General features: G+C 45.1%; 13 protein-coding genes. 4 read left to right on the forward strand and 9 right to left on the reverse strand.

What is annotated here, in order from left to right; translation table 11 throughout:
- Positions 1–11: 11 nt before the first annotated feature.
- The 9 genes from rpoZ to NL643_RS10630 form a co-directional block, all read right to left on the reverse strand.
- Complete coding sequence (gene rpoZ, locus NL643_RS10590) at positions 12–284, reverse strand: DNA-directed RNA polymerase subunit omega (RefSeq protein ID WP_005379346.1); 273 nt, start codon at positions 282–284, stop codon at positions 12–14.
- Between the two features lie 181 nt (positions 285–465).
- Positions 466–1089 (reverse strand): guanylate kinase, encoded by a 624-nt coding sequence (gmk, locus tag NL643_RS10595; RefSeq protein WP_005379347.1) that lies wholly within the window; start codon positions 1087–1089, stop codon positions 466–468.
- Between the two features lie 448 nt (positions 1090–1537).
- Positions 1538–2761: a lipopolysaccharide assembly protein LapB gene (locus NL643_RS10600; protein WP_064376868.1), complete on the reverse strand. Its 1224-nt coding sequence runs from the start codon at positions 2759–2761 to the stop codon at positions 1538–1540.
- 9 nt (positions 2762–2770) lie between these two features.
- Positions 2771–3403 carry an energy transducer TonB gene (locus tag NL643_RS10605; protein WP_005379353.1) on the reverse strand — a complete coding sequence of 211 codons (633 nt, stop codon included), beginning with the start codon at positions 3401–3403 and terminating at the stop codon, positions 2771–2773.
- A 4-nt stretch (positions 3404–3407) separates the two neighbouring features.
- The gene (locus NL643_RS10610) at positions 3408–3815 is read right to left on the reverse strand and encodes a biopolymer transporter ExbD (protein WP_005379359.1); all 408 of its coding nucleotides are present in this window, start codon (positions 3813–3815) and stop codon (positions 3408–3410) included.
- Positions 3816–3840: 25 nt separating this feature from the next.
- A complete protein-coding gene (locus tag NL643_RS10615) occupies positions 3841–4368 on the reverse strand; it encodes a MotA/TolQ/ExbB proton channel family protein (RefSeq protein WP_005379363.1) in 528 nt (175 codons plus the stop codon).
- A 9-nt stretch (positions 4369–4377) separates the two neighbouring features.
- A complete protein-coding gene (locus NL643_RS10620; protein WP_017634999.1) occupies positions 4378–5739 on the reverse strand; it encodes a MotA/TolQ/ExbB proton channel family protein in 1362 nt (453 codons plus the stop codon).
- Positions 5740–5742: 3 nt separating this feature from the next.
- Positions 5743–6507, reverse strand: coding sequence for a DUF3450 domain-containing protein (locus tag NL643_RS10625; RefSeq protein ID WP_005379365.1), 765 nt, complete (start codon positions 6505–6507; stop codon positions 5743–5745).
- 65 nt (positions 6508–6572) lie between these two features.
- Positions 6573–9173, reverse strand: a complete 2601-nt coding sequence (locus NL643_RS10630; protein WP_017634998.1) for a TonB-dependent siderophore receptor — start codon at positions 9171–9173, stop codon at positions 6573–6575.
- Positions 9174–9993: 820 nt separating this feature from the next.
- Between NL643_RS10630 and NL643_RS10635 the strand changes: the two genes are divergently transcribed.
- Genes NL643_RS10635 through NL643_RS10650 form a run of 4 tightly spaced genes read left to right on the forward strand, consistent with a single transcriptional unit; the run spans position 9994 to position 14796 of the window.
- The gene (locus NL643_RS10635) at positions 9994–11019 is read left to right on the forward strand and encodes an ABC transporter permease subunit (RefSeq protein WP_005384771.1); all 1026 of its coding nucleotides are present in this window, start codon (positions 9994–9996) and stop codon (positions 11017–11019) included.
- A 1-nt stretch (position 11020) separates the two neighbouring features.
- Positions 11021–12064: an ABC transporter permease gene (locus tag NL643_RS10640; protein WP_005379369.1), complete on the forward strand. Its 1044-nt coding sequence runs from the start codon at positions 11021–11023 to the stop codon at positions 12062–12064.
- 38 nt (positions 12065–12102) lie between these two features.
- Positions 12103–13929, forward strand: coding sequence for an extracellular solute-binding protein (locus NL643_RS10645; RefSeq protein ID WP_158157112.1), 1827 nt, complete (start codon positions 12103–12105; stop codon positions 13927–13929).
- Positions 13930–13938: 9 nt separating this feature from the next.
- The gene (locus NL643_RS10650) at positions 13939–14796 is read left to right on the forward strand and encodes an ABC transporter ATP-binding protein (protein WP_080960121.1); all 858 of its coding nucleotides are present in this window, start codon (positions 13939–13941) and stop codon (positions 14794–14796) included.
- The last annotated feature ends 23 nt before the right edge of the window (positions 14797–14819 follow it).

Genomic DNA, 14819 nt, shown 5'->3' on the forward strand with positions numbered 1-14819 from the left:
TAAAGTCAGAATTAACGGTTGTGAGCGATGCTGCTTACTGCCGCTAGCTCTGCCGCTTCTTGCTCTTGCTGTTCTTGACGTTCACGAGCGTCTAGAACTTCTTTAGTAATTAAACCTTCTTCGATTTCGCGTAGAGCGATAACCGTTGGCTTATCGTTCTCTTCTGGCACTAGTGCATCTTTACCGCCAGTTTGCATTTGACGAGCGCGGCGAGCCGCAATCAGTACTAGGTCGAAACGGTTGCCAACTTTTTCAACAGCGTCTTGAACAGTTACGCGTGCCATGAGGACTCCAAATAGTTAACTAAAATTTTAGAATGACGAGAAAGTATACAACCTAACTACTTTATTTACTAGCAATTAGACAAGCCACCGTTTGTGGACTTTCTCAGGTAGTTTATTGTGTTTTTCGCACTGGGCAAAAAACGGGAAATTCTTTATGTTTTACAGCGTGACTTTTTTGAAGTTACTCTGCTAACAACGCGTCAAGCATACCTTTATATTTAGCAGCTTGCTTTTCTTCCTTCAATCTTTCAGCACGCAAGATAGCTTTAAAATCCATCAAAGCGGTATCAAAATCGTCGTTTACGATCACGTAGTCGTACTCGTTGTAATGAGAGATTTCCGACTTGGCTTCAGCCATACGCTTTGCGATCACTTCATCGCTATCTTGACCACGAGTGTTCAAGCGACGCTCTAACTCACCGTTTGATGGTGGCAGGATGAAGATGCTTTTGGCTTCTGGCATTTGTTCACGGATTTGGCGTGCGCCTTGCCAGTCGATATCTAGAAAAACGTCGATACCTTTATTTAGTGTTTCTTCAATCCATACACGAGATGTGCCGTAATAATTACCAAACACTTCTGCGTATTCTAGGAAGTCACCTTTAGCGATCAGGGCTTCAAACTCATCTTTCGCTACAAAATGGTAGTGGACACCATTTTCTTCACCAGGTCGCATGTTGCGCGTGGTGTGAGACACAGACACTTTCATTGCGTAGGTTGGGTTGCGTTCCAACATCGCTGAGATCAAGCTAGATTTACCTGCGCCGCTAGGTGCAGATACGATATAGAGAGTACCTTTGCCCATTGTACTGTTCCACTTTTGATTGGATTGATTGAGTGCCGAAGGAAAGTTCGACATTCTTATAACGATAGCACTGGCATTGAGAAATCAACCACCAAAGGGGTGGATATTGGTGATAATCCCGCCAGAAAAATGGAGGCGAAGAGTATCATGATCTCTATTTTGTTACCAGTTGATCTTTCTGTCTGTGATCGTCCCAGATGAAATAGTTACTTACGCCAGAGTGTTCCTAAACAGCGAAGAAGGAGCGTGGTACAGGACTTACCATCCGCGCACTCTGTTATTAAAACCATTTCTACAACCGTTTAGTGTGCTGATTTTAGGTTTAGAGTCCCGATTTGGCTTGCGTGAGTGACTCTGGTTAAAAATAGGGGTTAATAAAGATAAAACGGAAAAAAGGGGAAGCTTTCACTTCCCCAGGCGTGCGACTGACTCACACTTAATCTTCGAATTATCCTTGAGACTCTAGGAAATTTATCCAAGGGCTAACGGTTGACCTGAATTTTGGCGATTGAGCAGCGCCTTTCATCGCCTGCAAGGCCTTTTGTGGTTGCTTAAGCTCGAAATAGGCCATCCCGCGAATGTATTCAAGTTCTGCCTTTTGCTCTTTAGAGGCACTGGATGCCGCGCTTTCTACAAAACGAGTTGCTTCAGAATACTGCTTGTCTTGTATCATTAAGCGAGCAATCTGAATTTGCGTTTTAGCAGAAGGAGCGAGGTTATATGACTTTTTATAAGCGAGAATTGATTTATCTAGCTCTTTAGCTTGCTGCCAGAAACTGGCTAGGCGGTCATAGTTTTCCTTCGTCTTTTCAATGTTTCCAGCTGCCATTTCCTTGTCAAGAGTTTTGGCTGCTTTATATGGAATACCTTGATAAGCCAAGAAGTTTACAAAGCGTAAATATTCCTTCTCTCCTTCTAGTTTCCCCATTTTGTAAACCATTTCTAGGGTGGCTAGAGAGTTGCGTTCTTGACCTAGCTCCATGTAGACACCAGAAAGTTGCATCCAGTAACGCTTTTTCTGAGGGTACTTTGAAGTCAGAGTTTTGAGTACACTGGCAACGCTTTTCAGCTGGCCTAACTCGTAGTGAGATGCAACGAGAATTAAGTACCAAGACTCACTTGGGCTCTTGCTCATCGCGATGGCTTTTTTGGTTGGCGGGATTGCATTTTTGTAATCTTCCAACTGAACATAAGCGCTCGCTAACGTGATATAAGCATGAGCTTGAGGCTTCTCTTTGGTTGTTTCTGCAACCTTGAACCATTCCTTCATCGTTTTTACAGACAACGTATACTTTTCTTCAGCTAGGTAAAGCTGAGCCAAGCTGTAGCGAACTTGTTGAGCAACAGGAACGGGAAGTGCGTCGAGCTGTAATGCTTCGGCAAAGTATTTTGCTGCTTGCACATAATTGTCTTGTAGCGAATACAAAAAGCCAGTCTGCTGAAGTAAAACTGCTCGGTCGTATTTTTTCGAACTTGTGCTTTCTAAAGCGCTTGCTAGTTTTTCTTTCGCTGCTGAATATTTTTCAGTTGCGATCAACTCTTGCACTTTGTTAACGGTTCGAAATGTCCGATCTGATAACTGAGGAGCTTCTTTTGCCATCGTAGGAGCGGCCATTGCCACTCCTACGAAGAGAATTAAAGAAGCCACTTTGCTTTTCCATAAACTTTTCATCGTGACTCCTTAATTGGTTGAGAACTCTATTTCTTGCGATAGGCGCGAGCTAACAGGTTTCCCGTCAACCAATTTTGGTTTAAATGTCCATTTAGAGACTGTTTTTCTTGCCGCTCGACCGAGGCCTAAGCGTCGTGGTTGCTCTTTAAGAACTTTGATGTCCTCTACGGCACCACGTGCGTTGACAGTAAACTCTAATAAGACGACCCCTTTTTCTATTCCTGCTTTCGCAGCTTTCCTAGGCATTTGAGGTTGGAATGTCGCTAGAGGTGTTGGACCTCCGCTACCCGCGAGTTGCGCACCTCCACCCTGGCTATAATGTCCAAGCACCGAACCACCTGTAACATTTACGGGTAGGTCAAGCTTTGGCATATCCATTGGGGTCTGCTCCATCACCGGTTTTACTGTCGCTGTCACTTTCATTTCTGGCGGCGGCGGCGGACGCTTAGGCGGTGGTGGCTTTGGAAGTTCGCGTTTTTTCTCCTGTATTTTTTCGTCTGGTTTAATGCGAATAAACTCGACCATACGCAGGTCATCATTCGACACTAACTCGTGGCGCTCTTTGTTTACTAGCTTGTCCATCCCCCAGAACAACCCGAGGGAGACAATGAGCGCCAGTGCAATTGAGGCCAGATACCGCATAAGCTTAATCCTTATTGGTTGCGGCAATGGAGATGCTTTCTACACCTGCCATTTTGATCTGGTCCATAACCTTCACGACTACGCCAGCATTTGCTTCTGTGTCGGCTTGGATAACAACTGCGCCATCAGGGCTTTCTGCACGAAGACGTTCAATATTCGCGCGAACCGCGTCCACTTCGATGCGGCGTTTATCAACCCAAACATCACCCGCCGCACCAACTGCGACCATGATGTTACCTTTTTTCACGGTTTGCGCAGAGCTTGCCGTCGGGCGGTTTACTTCTAGACCAGCTTCTTTTACGAACGATGTTGTTACGATAAAGAAGATCAACATGATGAATACGATGTCGAGCATCGGTGTCATATCGATAGCGGTTTCATCACTGCTATCACTGCTATAGCGTCTTTTCATGACCTATACCTCTAATTCCATTTACTCAGGCAATATGCTTTAGCTTATCTTCCAGCTTTTGCGTTGTGACTTTGGCTAAATGATCAAGACGTGAACTAAAGAACAGTCCTGATAGAGAAGCCACCATCCCGGCTAACGTTGGGATTGTTGCCTTTGAGATCCCCGAGGCCATTGCTCGAGGGCTTCCTGTTCCTGTTACCGCTAAGATGTCGAATACTTGGATCATGCCAACAACGGTGCCGAGCAAACCCAGTAAGGGACAAAGCGCAATCAACACTTTCACGATTGGCAGGCCCTTTTTATTCTCAATGTCCTGACGAGAAACAATTTCTTGTCGGATCATCTTAGCGTTCCAGCTCTGGTGCTCTGATCGCCCCTGCCATGAGCCAACGGCTTTTTTCATGGCTTTTGGAGCGACGGCAGCAAAATAGAACCAACGTTCTAACAATACTGCCCAAAGCATAAAGCTGAGGATGAAGATGGCGACGAGTACATCGCCACCCATTCCCAAGAAGCGCCTAATTGATTCAAGTTCTCCAACTAACCACCACATAACGCCTCCTTAGCTTTCGGCTTTATGTAGTTTTTCCTGATAGCGAGCGATGAAGCCTGCACTCTGTTCTTCAAGAGTTTGAACCAAACGACGACCTTTACTGTGTACGATGGTGTACAGGAACAGTAGAGGAATTGCGACAACCAGACCAAGCATCGTAGTAACAAGTGCTTCAGAGATACCGCCAGCCATTAGCTTAGGATCACCTGTACCAAATAGTGTGATTGCTTGGAACGTACCGATCATACCCATAACCGTACCCAGTAGACCTAGAAGTGGTGCTACAGAAGCGAACAGTTTGATTGAGCTGATAAAGCGTTCAATGCTCGGTGCGTTACGTAGGATGATTTCGTCCAGTTTCGCTTCCAGATCTTCAAGGTTGTCACCTTTGTGCTCTTGGTAAGCTTGGATAACTTCACCCAGAGGGTTACCAGGAATCACGGTTTCTGATTTCGCTTGCTTACGCATTTTACCGCCAATCACTTGAAGGCGTAGGAAGCAAACTAGAGCAATGATAGCGCCAACTGCACCCATACCAAGGATGACGTAACCTACAATGCCACCTTGATCAATACGTTCTTGAACGGTAGGGCTTTGTACAAGTAGAGACAGAATTACACCACGGGATGGGTCAATAAACAGTGGCTCATAGCTGTTTGACGCTGACTCAAAGCCTGCAACATGACGCGTAATATTGGTGCGAGGCTGTCGAGAGAGTTCTTCGAACTTACCTGTTTGAGGTACATAAGTAACGTACTTACCATCGGCAATCGCGTTAAATTCACCGACAAGAGTAACATCGCGAACCGCTTCTTTACCTTCGCCATAAACAACCGTGGCTTGGGTTGTTGCTGTCTCGCCTGAGGCAACCACTTGTTGAAGAATGGTATGCCAGAATGCTTCTAGCTCTTGTGTTGATGGCAGTTCTTTGCTTTCAGCCAGTTTCGTTAGTAGCGCGTCACGCTCTGGGAACTGAACTGCGTTTTGAGAGGCTGCAAATAAGCCTTTAAACTCGCCCGCATATTGGCGGACCACACCAAACATTTCGCCCAAAGTACCAGAGCGAACACGTAAGGTTTCTGTTAGTTCAGTCAGCTGCTTATCGTTTTCATCAAATGTCGCTTTAAGTTGATCGCCCAGTGCTTGCTGTGAAGCTAGCTCTTCACGAGCCTGTTGCAATAATGCCGCTTGCTTATCTCGGTTGTTCTTGAACTCAGCTTCACGGGCTTTATTCTCTTTTGACTCAACGATGCTTTCTGATTTTACGTTTTTGAGTAGTTCAGATAGGTTTTTAGGCGTTTCTGCTTGTACGCCTGAAGCCATAAATAAGCTCGCTAGTAGACCAGCGGCTAGAGTTTTGAATCCTTTCATCTCTTATTCCTCCCCAGCATATACAGGCAATTTGATTAGCGCTGGTGGCGCTTGCTTCTTCGCGATACGAAGGCCTTGCTGTACCGCTATGCGGTAGCTTTCCGGTAATGTTTCCCATTGACGTGTTTGTTGGTTCCACATACCTGTCTCACCACCGTCTGGAGATTGGAATAAAAGCGCCGTGCGACCAATACGTAGGAAATCGTAAGTCACGGTTTCCCCATTTCTATCTAGGCTAGCTTTGTAAGATTCAATTGAGCGAGAGAAGCCTTCTTCAATTTGGTAGGCTTCCATCACTTTACGGAATTTCTCAGAAGTCGTTACGTCGGCGCGATCCATGAGACGACGCAGTTCTTGGACACGTTTATTACGTTCTTTTTTCTGGAAAGGCAGATCGAGAGTCACAAACTCATCGAGTGCATCGATCATTTTAAGTGTTAGTGGCACTACTTCTGTTGCCGTTTGATCGATCTGAGCAATTTGGTTATTTAATGAGTCCAATTCACCTTGCTGTGATTGAACCATACGATTAATTTGCTCGTTGTAGACTTTCATGCTGTCGATTTGACGTAGTAAGCCTTTGTATTCTGCCAACATGCCTTCAGTACTTTCGGCATAATTGTCGATTTTTTGTTGCGAAGCTTCTGAAGATTGATTTGCTTTTGCTTGTGTGGAAACGACAGCACCAGAGTTGGCCGCTATAGAGCTACTACTGATAGTAAGCAATGCTGCAGCTATGGCACTGAGACCAAATTCCTTGAATTTCATGGTTGCATCCTTGTCAGTGTTTTAGTCAGTCGAAAAGGGCGCGGAAAACCCGCGCCAAATATTTTTTAGAAGTCGTATGATGCCTCGACGTATAGCTGACGTCCGATTGGATCGTCATACCCAGTTGCATAGAATGGAGAGGTATCGCTTAGAGGATCTGCAGGCGGTACTTTGTCAAACATGTTGATAGCACCAAGAGTTACACGACCACTCTCGTTGAATTGGTAAGAAGCCGTTAGGTTCCACGTTGTCATACTAGCGATTTCTGCTTTGTAACCCGCTTTTTTAGCAGAATCACAGTCATCAAAGTAGTAACGGTTTGCGTAGCTTGAACACATACGGTCGCGGTATTTACCAAATAGGTTGATAGCGACATCTTCATATGCCCAGCCAAGATTTAACGTTGCGGTGTATTCAGGCATGAAATCTCTTTCATCCGTTACAGGCTCGCTGTCGTTTTCTTGATATTCAGCAATCAAGATCTTCGTTACAGCAACACGCGTGTTAAATGAACCGAACTCATTAGTGTCGTATGCGTATTTGATCGCTAGGTCAATACCAGAACGCTCTTCATACGACTGGTTCACTGGACCATAGGATACCGACTTGATGGTGCCATCTGGGTTACGAACGACTTCAGTACCTGGGTATTTACCTGGATCGTTAATTACGTCTTGGTAAGTTGGTGCTGTTACGACGTCTTCCATCTTGATGTGGTACCAGTCAACAGTTACACCAAGATCATCCACAGGCTCCCACGCTAGGCCCAAGTTAATGTTTGTACTTGTTTCTTCTTTCAGCTCAGAGTTAGGGCCATTAAGCGTATCGAAGTACTGAGTATCACACTCTGGGTACTTGTCTTTATCTTGTGGGCCGCTACCACCAGCGTTGGCACAAAGCACAGGGTCAAAACCAGAACCAAAGCCTCGAGTTTGATCACCAAATAGTCGCTTCAAGTCTGGAGCTCGGAAGCCTAGACCGTAGCTACCACGTAGCAATAGGGTGTCAGTAGGACGGTATGCTAGGGCTACTTTAGGAGTGAATGCGCCGCCAGTTGCCGAGTCGTCGAAGTAGTGGTCGTAACGACCAGCGACAGTCATTTCTAAATCTTCAATGATAGGAATAAGAGCTTCAACACCAAGACCAATCTGATCGCGGTCACCGCCGCCTGATGTTCCACCTAGACCAGAGAAACCACCAGCTGCTGTTGTCGCATCAATCGTCTCATTGTAGTCAGTACGGTTCCATTCACCATAAACAGCAAAGCCAGACATACCTGCAGGAAGTTCAACCAAATCACCAGCCAGTGAGCCGTTAACAGAGTAAAGCTTTGAGTAAGCTTCTTTGCTTGAAGTGCCGCTGTATTTGTCTACAACGTCTTGAGAGATAGGCCCTAGAAGATCGACATCACCATTTTGTACAGCTTGGTCGAGAGTTAGGAAGATTGCTGGGTTGCTTGTTTCAACGCTTTGCTCAGAGTAACCAGCGGATAGGTCCCAATCATACGTATCAGCAAGCAGGCCGTTCAAGCCTAAGGTTAAGCCAAAAGAATCGGCTTCAGTGTTACTTTCGCGTGGTCCAAATTCGACCATACGGCGAGTGTATTCGCCTTCGCCGCGGAAGTGAGTGGCATCAACTTCAACGCTGTAAGGGTTAGGTTCGAATTCAGATTCTGTAGACTTGTAGCCAAAACGGGCTTCTGCCATGGCAGTGACATTGTCGTTAATGTCCATTTCACCACGTAAAAGTAGGTCTACTTGTTTGTTTTCTGGTTTTAATGTTCGGTATGCAGAGCGGTTAACACCACACTTTCCATCCGCTCGTTCAATCGCGGCATCACCAACGACTTCTTTACAGGAAGAACCAGCATCAGCTGGTGTTAGAAGTGTTCCGTTGGCGCCTTCAAAGTTTGCACCGTAGCTAGAGTAGCCACTTAGCTGAGAACGGCTAGAACCGTCATCGCCAGCCCAATCATCTCGGTCAGATTGCTTTAGCATTTCGTTGCCCGCAAATTGGCCAACGAAGAGAATACGTTTGTCGTCAAAGTTTTTGCCAGCTACAACGTCTAAACGACCATTTTGGTAACCACCATCCGTCGCGTCACCCGCGCGTACTTTTACAGAAACGCCATCAAAGTCTTTCTTTAAAATGAAGTTTACGACACCACCGATTGCGTCGGAGCCGTAGATAGCAGAACCTGAGTCGGTCATTACTTCAACACGCTCAATAGCGGCGACAGGGATTTGGCCGATATCTTGGAAGTTAGATGTACCATCTTGTGCTAGCGGGTATTGAGGAAGACGACGGCCATCAATAAGAATCAATGTGCGTGACGCGCCAAGGCCACGTAAGTTGACTGACTGCGCTGCTGGTGTAAACGAGAAAGAGTCTGTTTGAGCCATTACACCACCTGTGTTTTGGGTCAAACTGTTCAATACGTCTTGCGCGCTGTTAAAGCCTTTAGACTCAATGTCTTTACTATTAATAACAGTAACTGGTGAAGGACCTTCCATATCCGTCGTGGAGATACGCGAACCAGTAACTTTCATCTTTTGAAGTTTTTCAACTTGCTGCTCTTCTGCCAGTGCTGTTGCTGGGGCTGCAACTGCTGCTGTCCCCAAAGCAAGGCTTATCGCAACAGATAAAGCGGTTGTGTTTTTATACATCCTTGTTGCTCCGATTATTATTATTTCCTATGTCTGGCCGCATAGCGGCCAAATGTGACGTTAATATTTCGTTAACGTTCGGCCAATGTATAACCGAGATGAAAAAAGGAAGTCAAACCAGTGGTAAACGGGGATGCTTAAATGTAAAAAAGATGTAAATAACCAGGCTTTATTTAAAAGGCGGAATAAAAAACCGAATAAGGTTTATGAATCGAGATTAAATTTCAATAAAACACCGTATTTTGTGTTTCTTATAAACTTTAATGACTTATCTTGCCTATGGTTTTTTAGTGGGTAATTGAATCTGGAAAAAGATATTTTTCCAGTGAATTGTTCTGAGATGAGTTTTATATCGAATCCATACTTTGTTAGCTCGAACTTATTAGGTGGTATCAAAATATGATACCCATTGCTGTTAAAGGGCTCACTCGTATTTTTAGGTCAAATATAACCTTGGATTATGTGTCTATTTATGTGTGTAGGGTGCATTTTTATGTAGGGTTTTGGCTCTAAACAGCCTAGATTGATATTCTGTATGAATTATTTTTGTGGTTTTTTATAATTTTTTACAAAAACATTTCTGTTTTTCGACATCGAAGGAAGTTTGTCATGTTTTGGTTTCAAACACTTGAAGCTGATGTGGATTCAAGATAAATATGACGCTGAAATTATTGCAGTAGTAGAAAAGTCTAGCTCTTGAGGCGCAGGGAGTGTGCTTCAACAGTTTTAGTTACTACGAGATAAATATGCACCATTTTGGGCGGAAAATATCCTCTTTCACTCCGTTTGAACTGGACAGTAGACAAGGAGCAAGTTGTATATGCTGTCGTACTTTTTACGCCGTTTGGCGTTGGTTATCCCAACGTTTCTCGGGATAACTATTCTCATCTTTGCTATCACTCGTTTCGTGCCTGGCGGACCTGTTGAACGCATGTTGTCACAAATGCAGTCTCAGGGAGATGGCGCCGCATCAATGACGTCTGCGGGTGGTAATACGGCCCTTTCTGACGATCAAATCGCGGAGCTGAATGCGTTTTATGGCCTGGATAAACCTGTAACGGAAGCGTACGTCGAGTGGTTAAGTCGTTTGGTAATGCTAGATCTTGGCGAGTCGACGCGTTACTACGAGCCTGTCTCGGACATGATCGCAGAGCGTTTGCCAGTGTCGTTGTTTTATGGCGGCATGACCTTCTTTATTAGTTATTTTATCTCGATTCCTCTTGGTTACTATAAGGCACTCAAGCACGGTTCTGTGTTTGATTCCGCTTCTTCAGTACTCATTTTCGTAGGCTACGCGCTACCAGGTTATGTGGTGGGTGTATTGCTGATCACGTTATTTAGTTATCACTTGGAATGGTTTCCGATGGGAGGCTTTGTCGGCGATGACTTCGACGATTACGAAACCTTCTTTGAACGCGCTAAAGACATTATGTGGCATGCGGTGTTGCCTTTGATCTGTTACCTCATTGGTGATTTTGCCACGCTGACGATGACAATGAAAAATAACCTGATGGAAAACCTTTCCTCAGATTACATCCGCACCGCAATTGCGAAAGGATTACCTTTCAAAAAAGCAGTTCGTAAGCACGCGTTGCGTAACAGCTTAATTCCAATCGCGAGTCACTTTGGTAACTCTTTGTTGTTCTTCATGACCGGTGCCTTCCTGATTGAAGTTATCTTCAATATTGATGGCATTGGCTTATTAGGTTACGAATCAATCATGGAGCGTGATTACCCTGTTGTTATGGGTATTGTCGCCATTAATGCGTTGTTACTGCTCATTGGTAACATCATTTCAGATATTTGTGTTGCTTTAGTCGACCCACGTGTGAAGTTTGGAGCGTAACATGATTAAAGTTAGTCCATTAACTCAAAAGAAAATTCGTCACTTTAAAGAGATCAAACGAGGCTATTGGTCGTTTGTTGCTCTTTCTATCATGTTGATCCTTTCTTTATTCGCCGAACTTTTGATCAACAGTAAAGCGCTAGTCGTCAAGTACGATGGTAGCTACTATTTTCCTGTTGTCAGTGACGTACGTTTAGGTAGCGAATTCGGCCAAGAGTCATCCAGTGAAGCCGATTATCGTGTACTGCAAAAAGCGTTTGAGGCTGAAGGGGGCGACAACTTTGTTATTTTGCCGCTTGTGCCGTGGAACCCATATGAACAAGATTTTAGTGGTGATTTCCCGCCAACAGCACCTAGTGCCGAAAATAAGCATTATTTAGGTACAGATGTGATAGGTCGCGATATTTTGGCGCGACTCGTCTACGGATTCAGAACGGCGATGGGATTTGCGTTGCTTACCATGGCCATTTCCTACGCGATCGGTACTGCAGTCGGTTGTGCTATGGGTTTTTGGGGCGGTAAATTTGACTTGTTTGTACAGCGACTTATCGAAATCTGGTCAATGGTCCCGTTTTTGTACGTCATTATGATTCTTGTCTCAATCGTTCAGCCGACGTTTGCTCTCTTTGTCGCTATTAACGTGCTTTTCACTTGGATGGGTATGACATGGTACATGCGGACCATGACCTATAAAGAAGCGGCACGAGAATATGTAATGGCGGCTCGTGCTTTAGGGGCATCGACTGGACGTATCTTGTTTAATCACATCTTGCCAAATACGATGGTGATGATTGTAACCCTAGCGCCTTTCACTATTGCAGCTAACATCACAGCACTGACTGCTCTCGATTACCTAGGCTTAGGCTTGATGCCACCAACGCCAAGTTGGGGTGAACTACTGCAACAAGGTAAGTCAAACTTAGATTCGCCATGGATTGTTGCGTCAGTAGTGACTTCTATTGTTCTGGTTCTGGTAATGGTGACCTTTATTGGTGAAGCCATTCGAGCGGCTTTCGACCCGAAAAAATTCACACGCTATGTTTAAGCGAGCATTGTGAGCAAAACATAAAAAAGGGAAGTTTTATGAAGAAATTATTTTTAGCGTCCACGCTGAGCGCCCTGAGTTTTGGTGCAATGTCAGCAACGCTTCCGACCGACTTAAACTGGCAAACAAACTGGGATGAGCCTCAATATGGTTCGCCAGAAGCGAAACGTGGAGGGACTTATCGCACCTTTATGTCAAGTTTCCCGCAGACGTTACGTAGTGTTGGTCCAGACGCTAATGCAGGGCTACGTTCTTTTATCTTAGATGAAACACCAGGCTTGGTGGTCCGCCACCCAGATACTTTAGAGTTCATCCCTGAGCTTGCTAACGAGTGGGCGTTAGCAGGTGACAACAAAACGGTCTATTTCAAACTCAACCCTGAAGCCAAATGGTCGGACGGCAAACCTGTGACTGCCGACGATTTCGTGTTCATGCTGAAGTTTTATCGTTCCAAAGACATCTTGGAGCCTTGGTACAACGATTACTACAACAAAACGATTGCGGATGTTATCAAGTACGACACTCATACGTTTGCTGTTAAGGCGGCGAAAGAGTTTAATCCGGAAGAATTGCTGTTACGAATGGGGGCTCTGCGCCCACGTCCCGCACATTTTTATGCTAACCCTTCAAAAGATGAAAATGGTGACGGTATACATGACAACTTTGTCCGCTACTACAATTTTAAAAGTGAACCAACGACCAGTGCATACTACCTAGATGACATTAAAAAAGGTAAAAGTGTGACCTTCAAACATGTCGGTGAAGACTGGTGGGGTTACAGCAATAAGTATTATCAACATCGCTATAATGTCGACAAAATCCGCATCACAGTGATTCGCGACAGTGATATCGCGATGAAGCACTTTGAGAAAGGGAAGCTGGACGCATTTGGTCTTGTTTTACCAAGCTTGTGGCATGATAAATCGAATACGGAACCTTACCAAAAGGGATACATTCACAAGTTCTGGGGTTACAACCAATTTCCAGTTGGGGCTGGTGGTGTATGGATGAACACCGCGATGCCTTTGCTGGATGATTTAAACATTCGCAAGGGCATTACTTACGCGATTGACTTTGATGGCATGATAGAGAATGTCATGCGTGGCGACTACTCCCGTAAACCGAACCCGACCGGTTATGGTCATGGTAAATACACCCTACCAGATGCTAAGGCACCGAAGTTTGATCCCGCAAAAGCGGCCGAGGCATTCGAAGCCGCAGGCTTTAACAAAATTGGTTCTGATGGTATTCGTGTCAATGATAAAGGTGAGCGCTTAAGCTTCGAGCTGACCTACGGAACACCTGTTCATACTCCTCGTATTGCCTTTTTGCGTGAGCAAGCCAAGCTAGCAGGGCTGGATATTGAGCTCAAGTTAGTTGATGGCTCATCCATGTTCAAATACGTACGTGAGAAAAAGCACGATTTGGCTTTCTTAGATATGGGTACGTCTGAGATCCCAACGTATTGGGAGTATTTCCATTCAGTCAATGCGAACAAGCCGCAAACTAACTCTTTCACAAACTACAGCACGCCTGAACTGGATGAAAAGATCATCGAGTATCGTTTTGGCATGGATATGGATAAAAAGATCCAGCTAGGTCATGAGATTCAGCGTGACATCATTGATGCTCACGTTATCGTCCCAGGCTACATGGTTCCTTATGTCCGCTATGGTCACTGGCGCTGGTTAAAGTTTCCAGATAAGCCAATGAATCGCATGACAGAGGCGCTGTTCAGTGGTGCAATCATAGGCGATGGCACTTACTGGATTGATAGTGATATCAAAAAAGAAACGAAACAAGCGATGAAGTCAGACAAAGCTTTTGAACCTGTCGTTGTCGTAGATGACACTTATAAGCTGTAAGGATTGGTTATGGAAAACGATGTAATCCTAAGTGTTAAAGATCTCGAAGTTGAATTTACCACCGATGATGGGCCAGTGAAGGTTCTGCATGGTGTGAACTTTGATGTGCGAGCTGGACGTACACTCGGCCTGGTGGGAGAGTCAGGTAGTGGTAAGAGCGTAACCTCAATGTCGATCATGGGGCTATTACCTAAGCCATATGGCAACATCATTAAAGGTGAAGTGAATTATCGCGGCACCAACCTAGTTGATTTGCCTGCGGAAGAGATGTACGCCATGCGTGGCGATCGCATTTCGATCATCTTCCAAGACCCGATGACTGCGCTCAACCCAGTGCACACCATTGGTCGTCAAATATGTGAAGTGCTTGAGCTCCATCGACCTGAGCTCGACAAAAAGGAGCGGGAGGCGTACGCGATTGAGATGCTGGCAAAAGTAAAAATTCCAATGCCAGAGAAGCGATTGAATGAGTATCCCCATAACCTATCTGGTGGTATGCGCCAGCGTGTCATGATCGCGATGGCATTGGCCTGTAAGCCGGATATTCTGATTTGTGATGAACCGACTACAGCGTTGGATGTTACGGTTCAGGCGTCTATCCTTGAACTGATGAACGAGCTTCAGGAAGAAACGGGCATGGCGATGATCTTCATCACTCACGATCTCGGGGTTGTGGCAGAAGTGTGTGATGATGTTGCCGTGATGTATGGCGGACGTATTGTCGAAAAAGCAGAAATTTTTGAGTTGTTTGATAACCCGCAGCACCCATACACAGAGCGTTTGATGGGGTTGATGCCGAGCTTAGATAATGAGCCGAAGCAGATGATCGATATCAAGCCTATTGATGCCAGTATGTTTGCCAGTTAACTGGGCAAAGTGAACCAGTCATA

Origin of the sequence: Vibrio sp. Y42_MX_L11 (assembly GCF_024181785.1) — a bacterium.
Lineage (GTDB): Bacteria > Pseudomonadota > Gammaproteobacteria > Enterobacterales > Vibrionaceae > Vibrio > Vibrio diabolicus.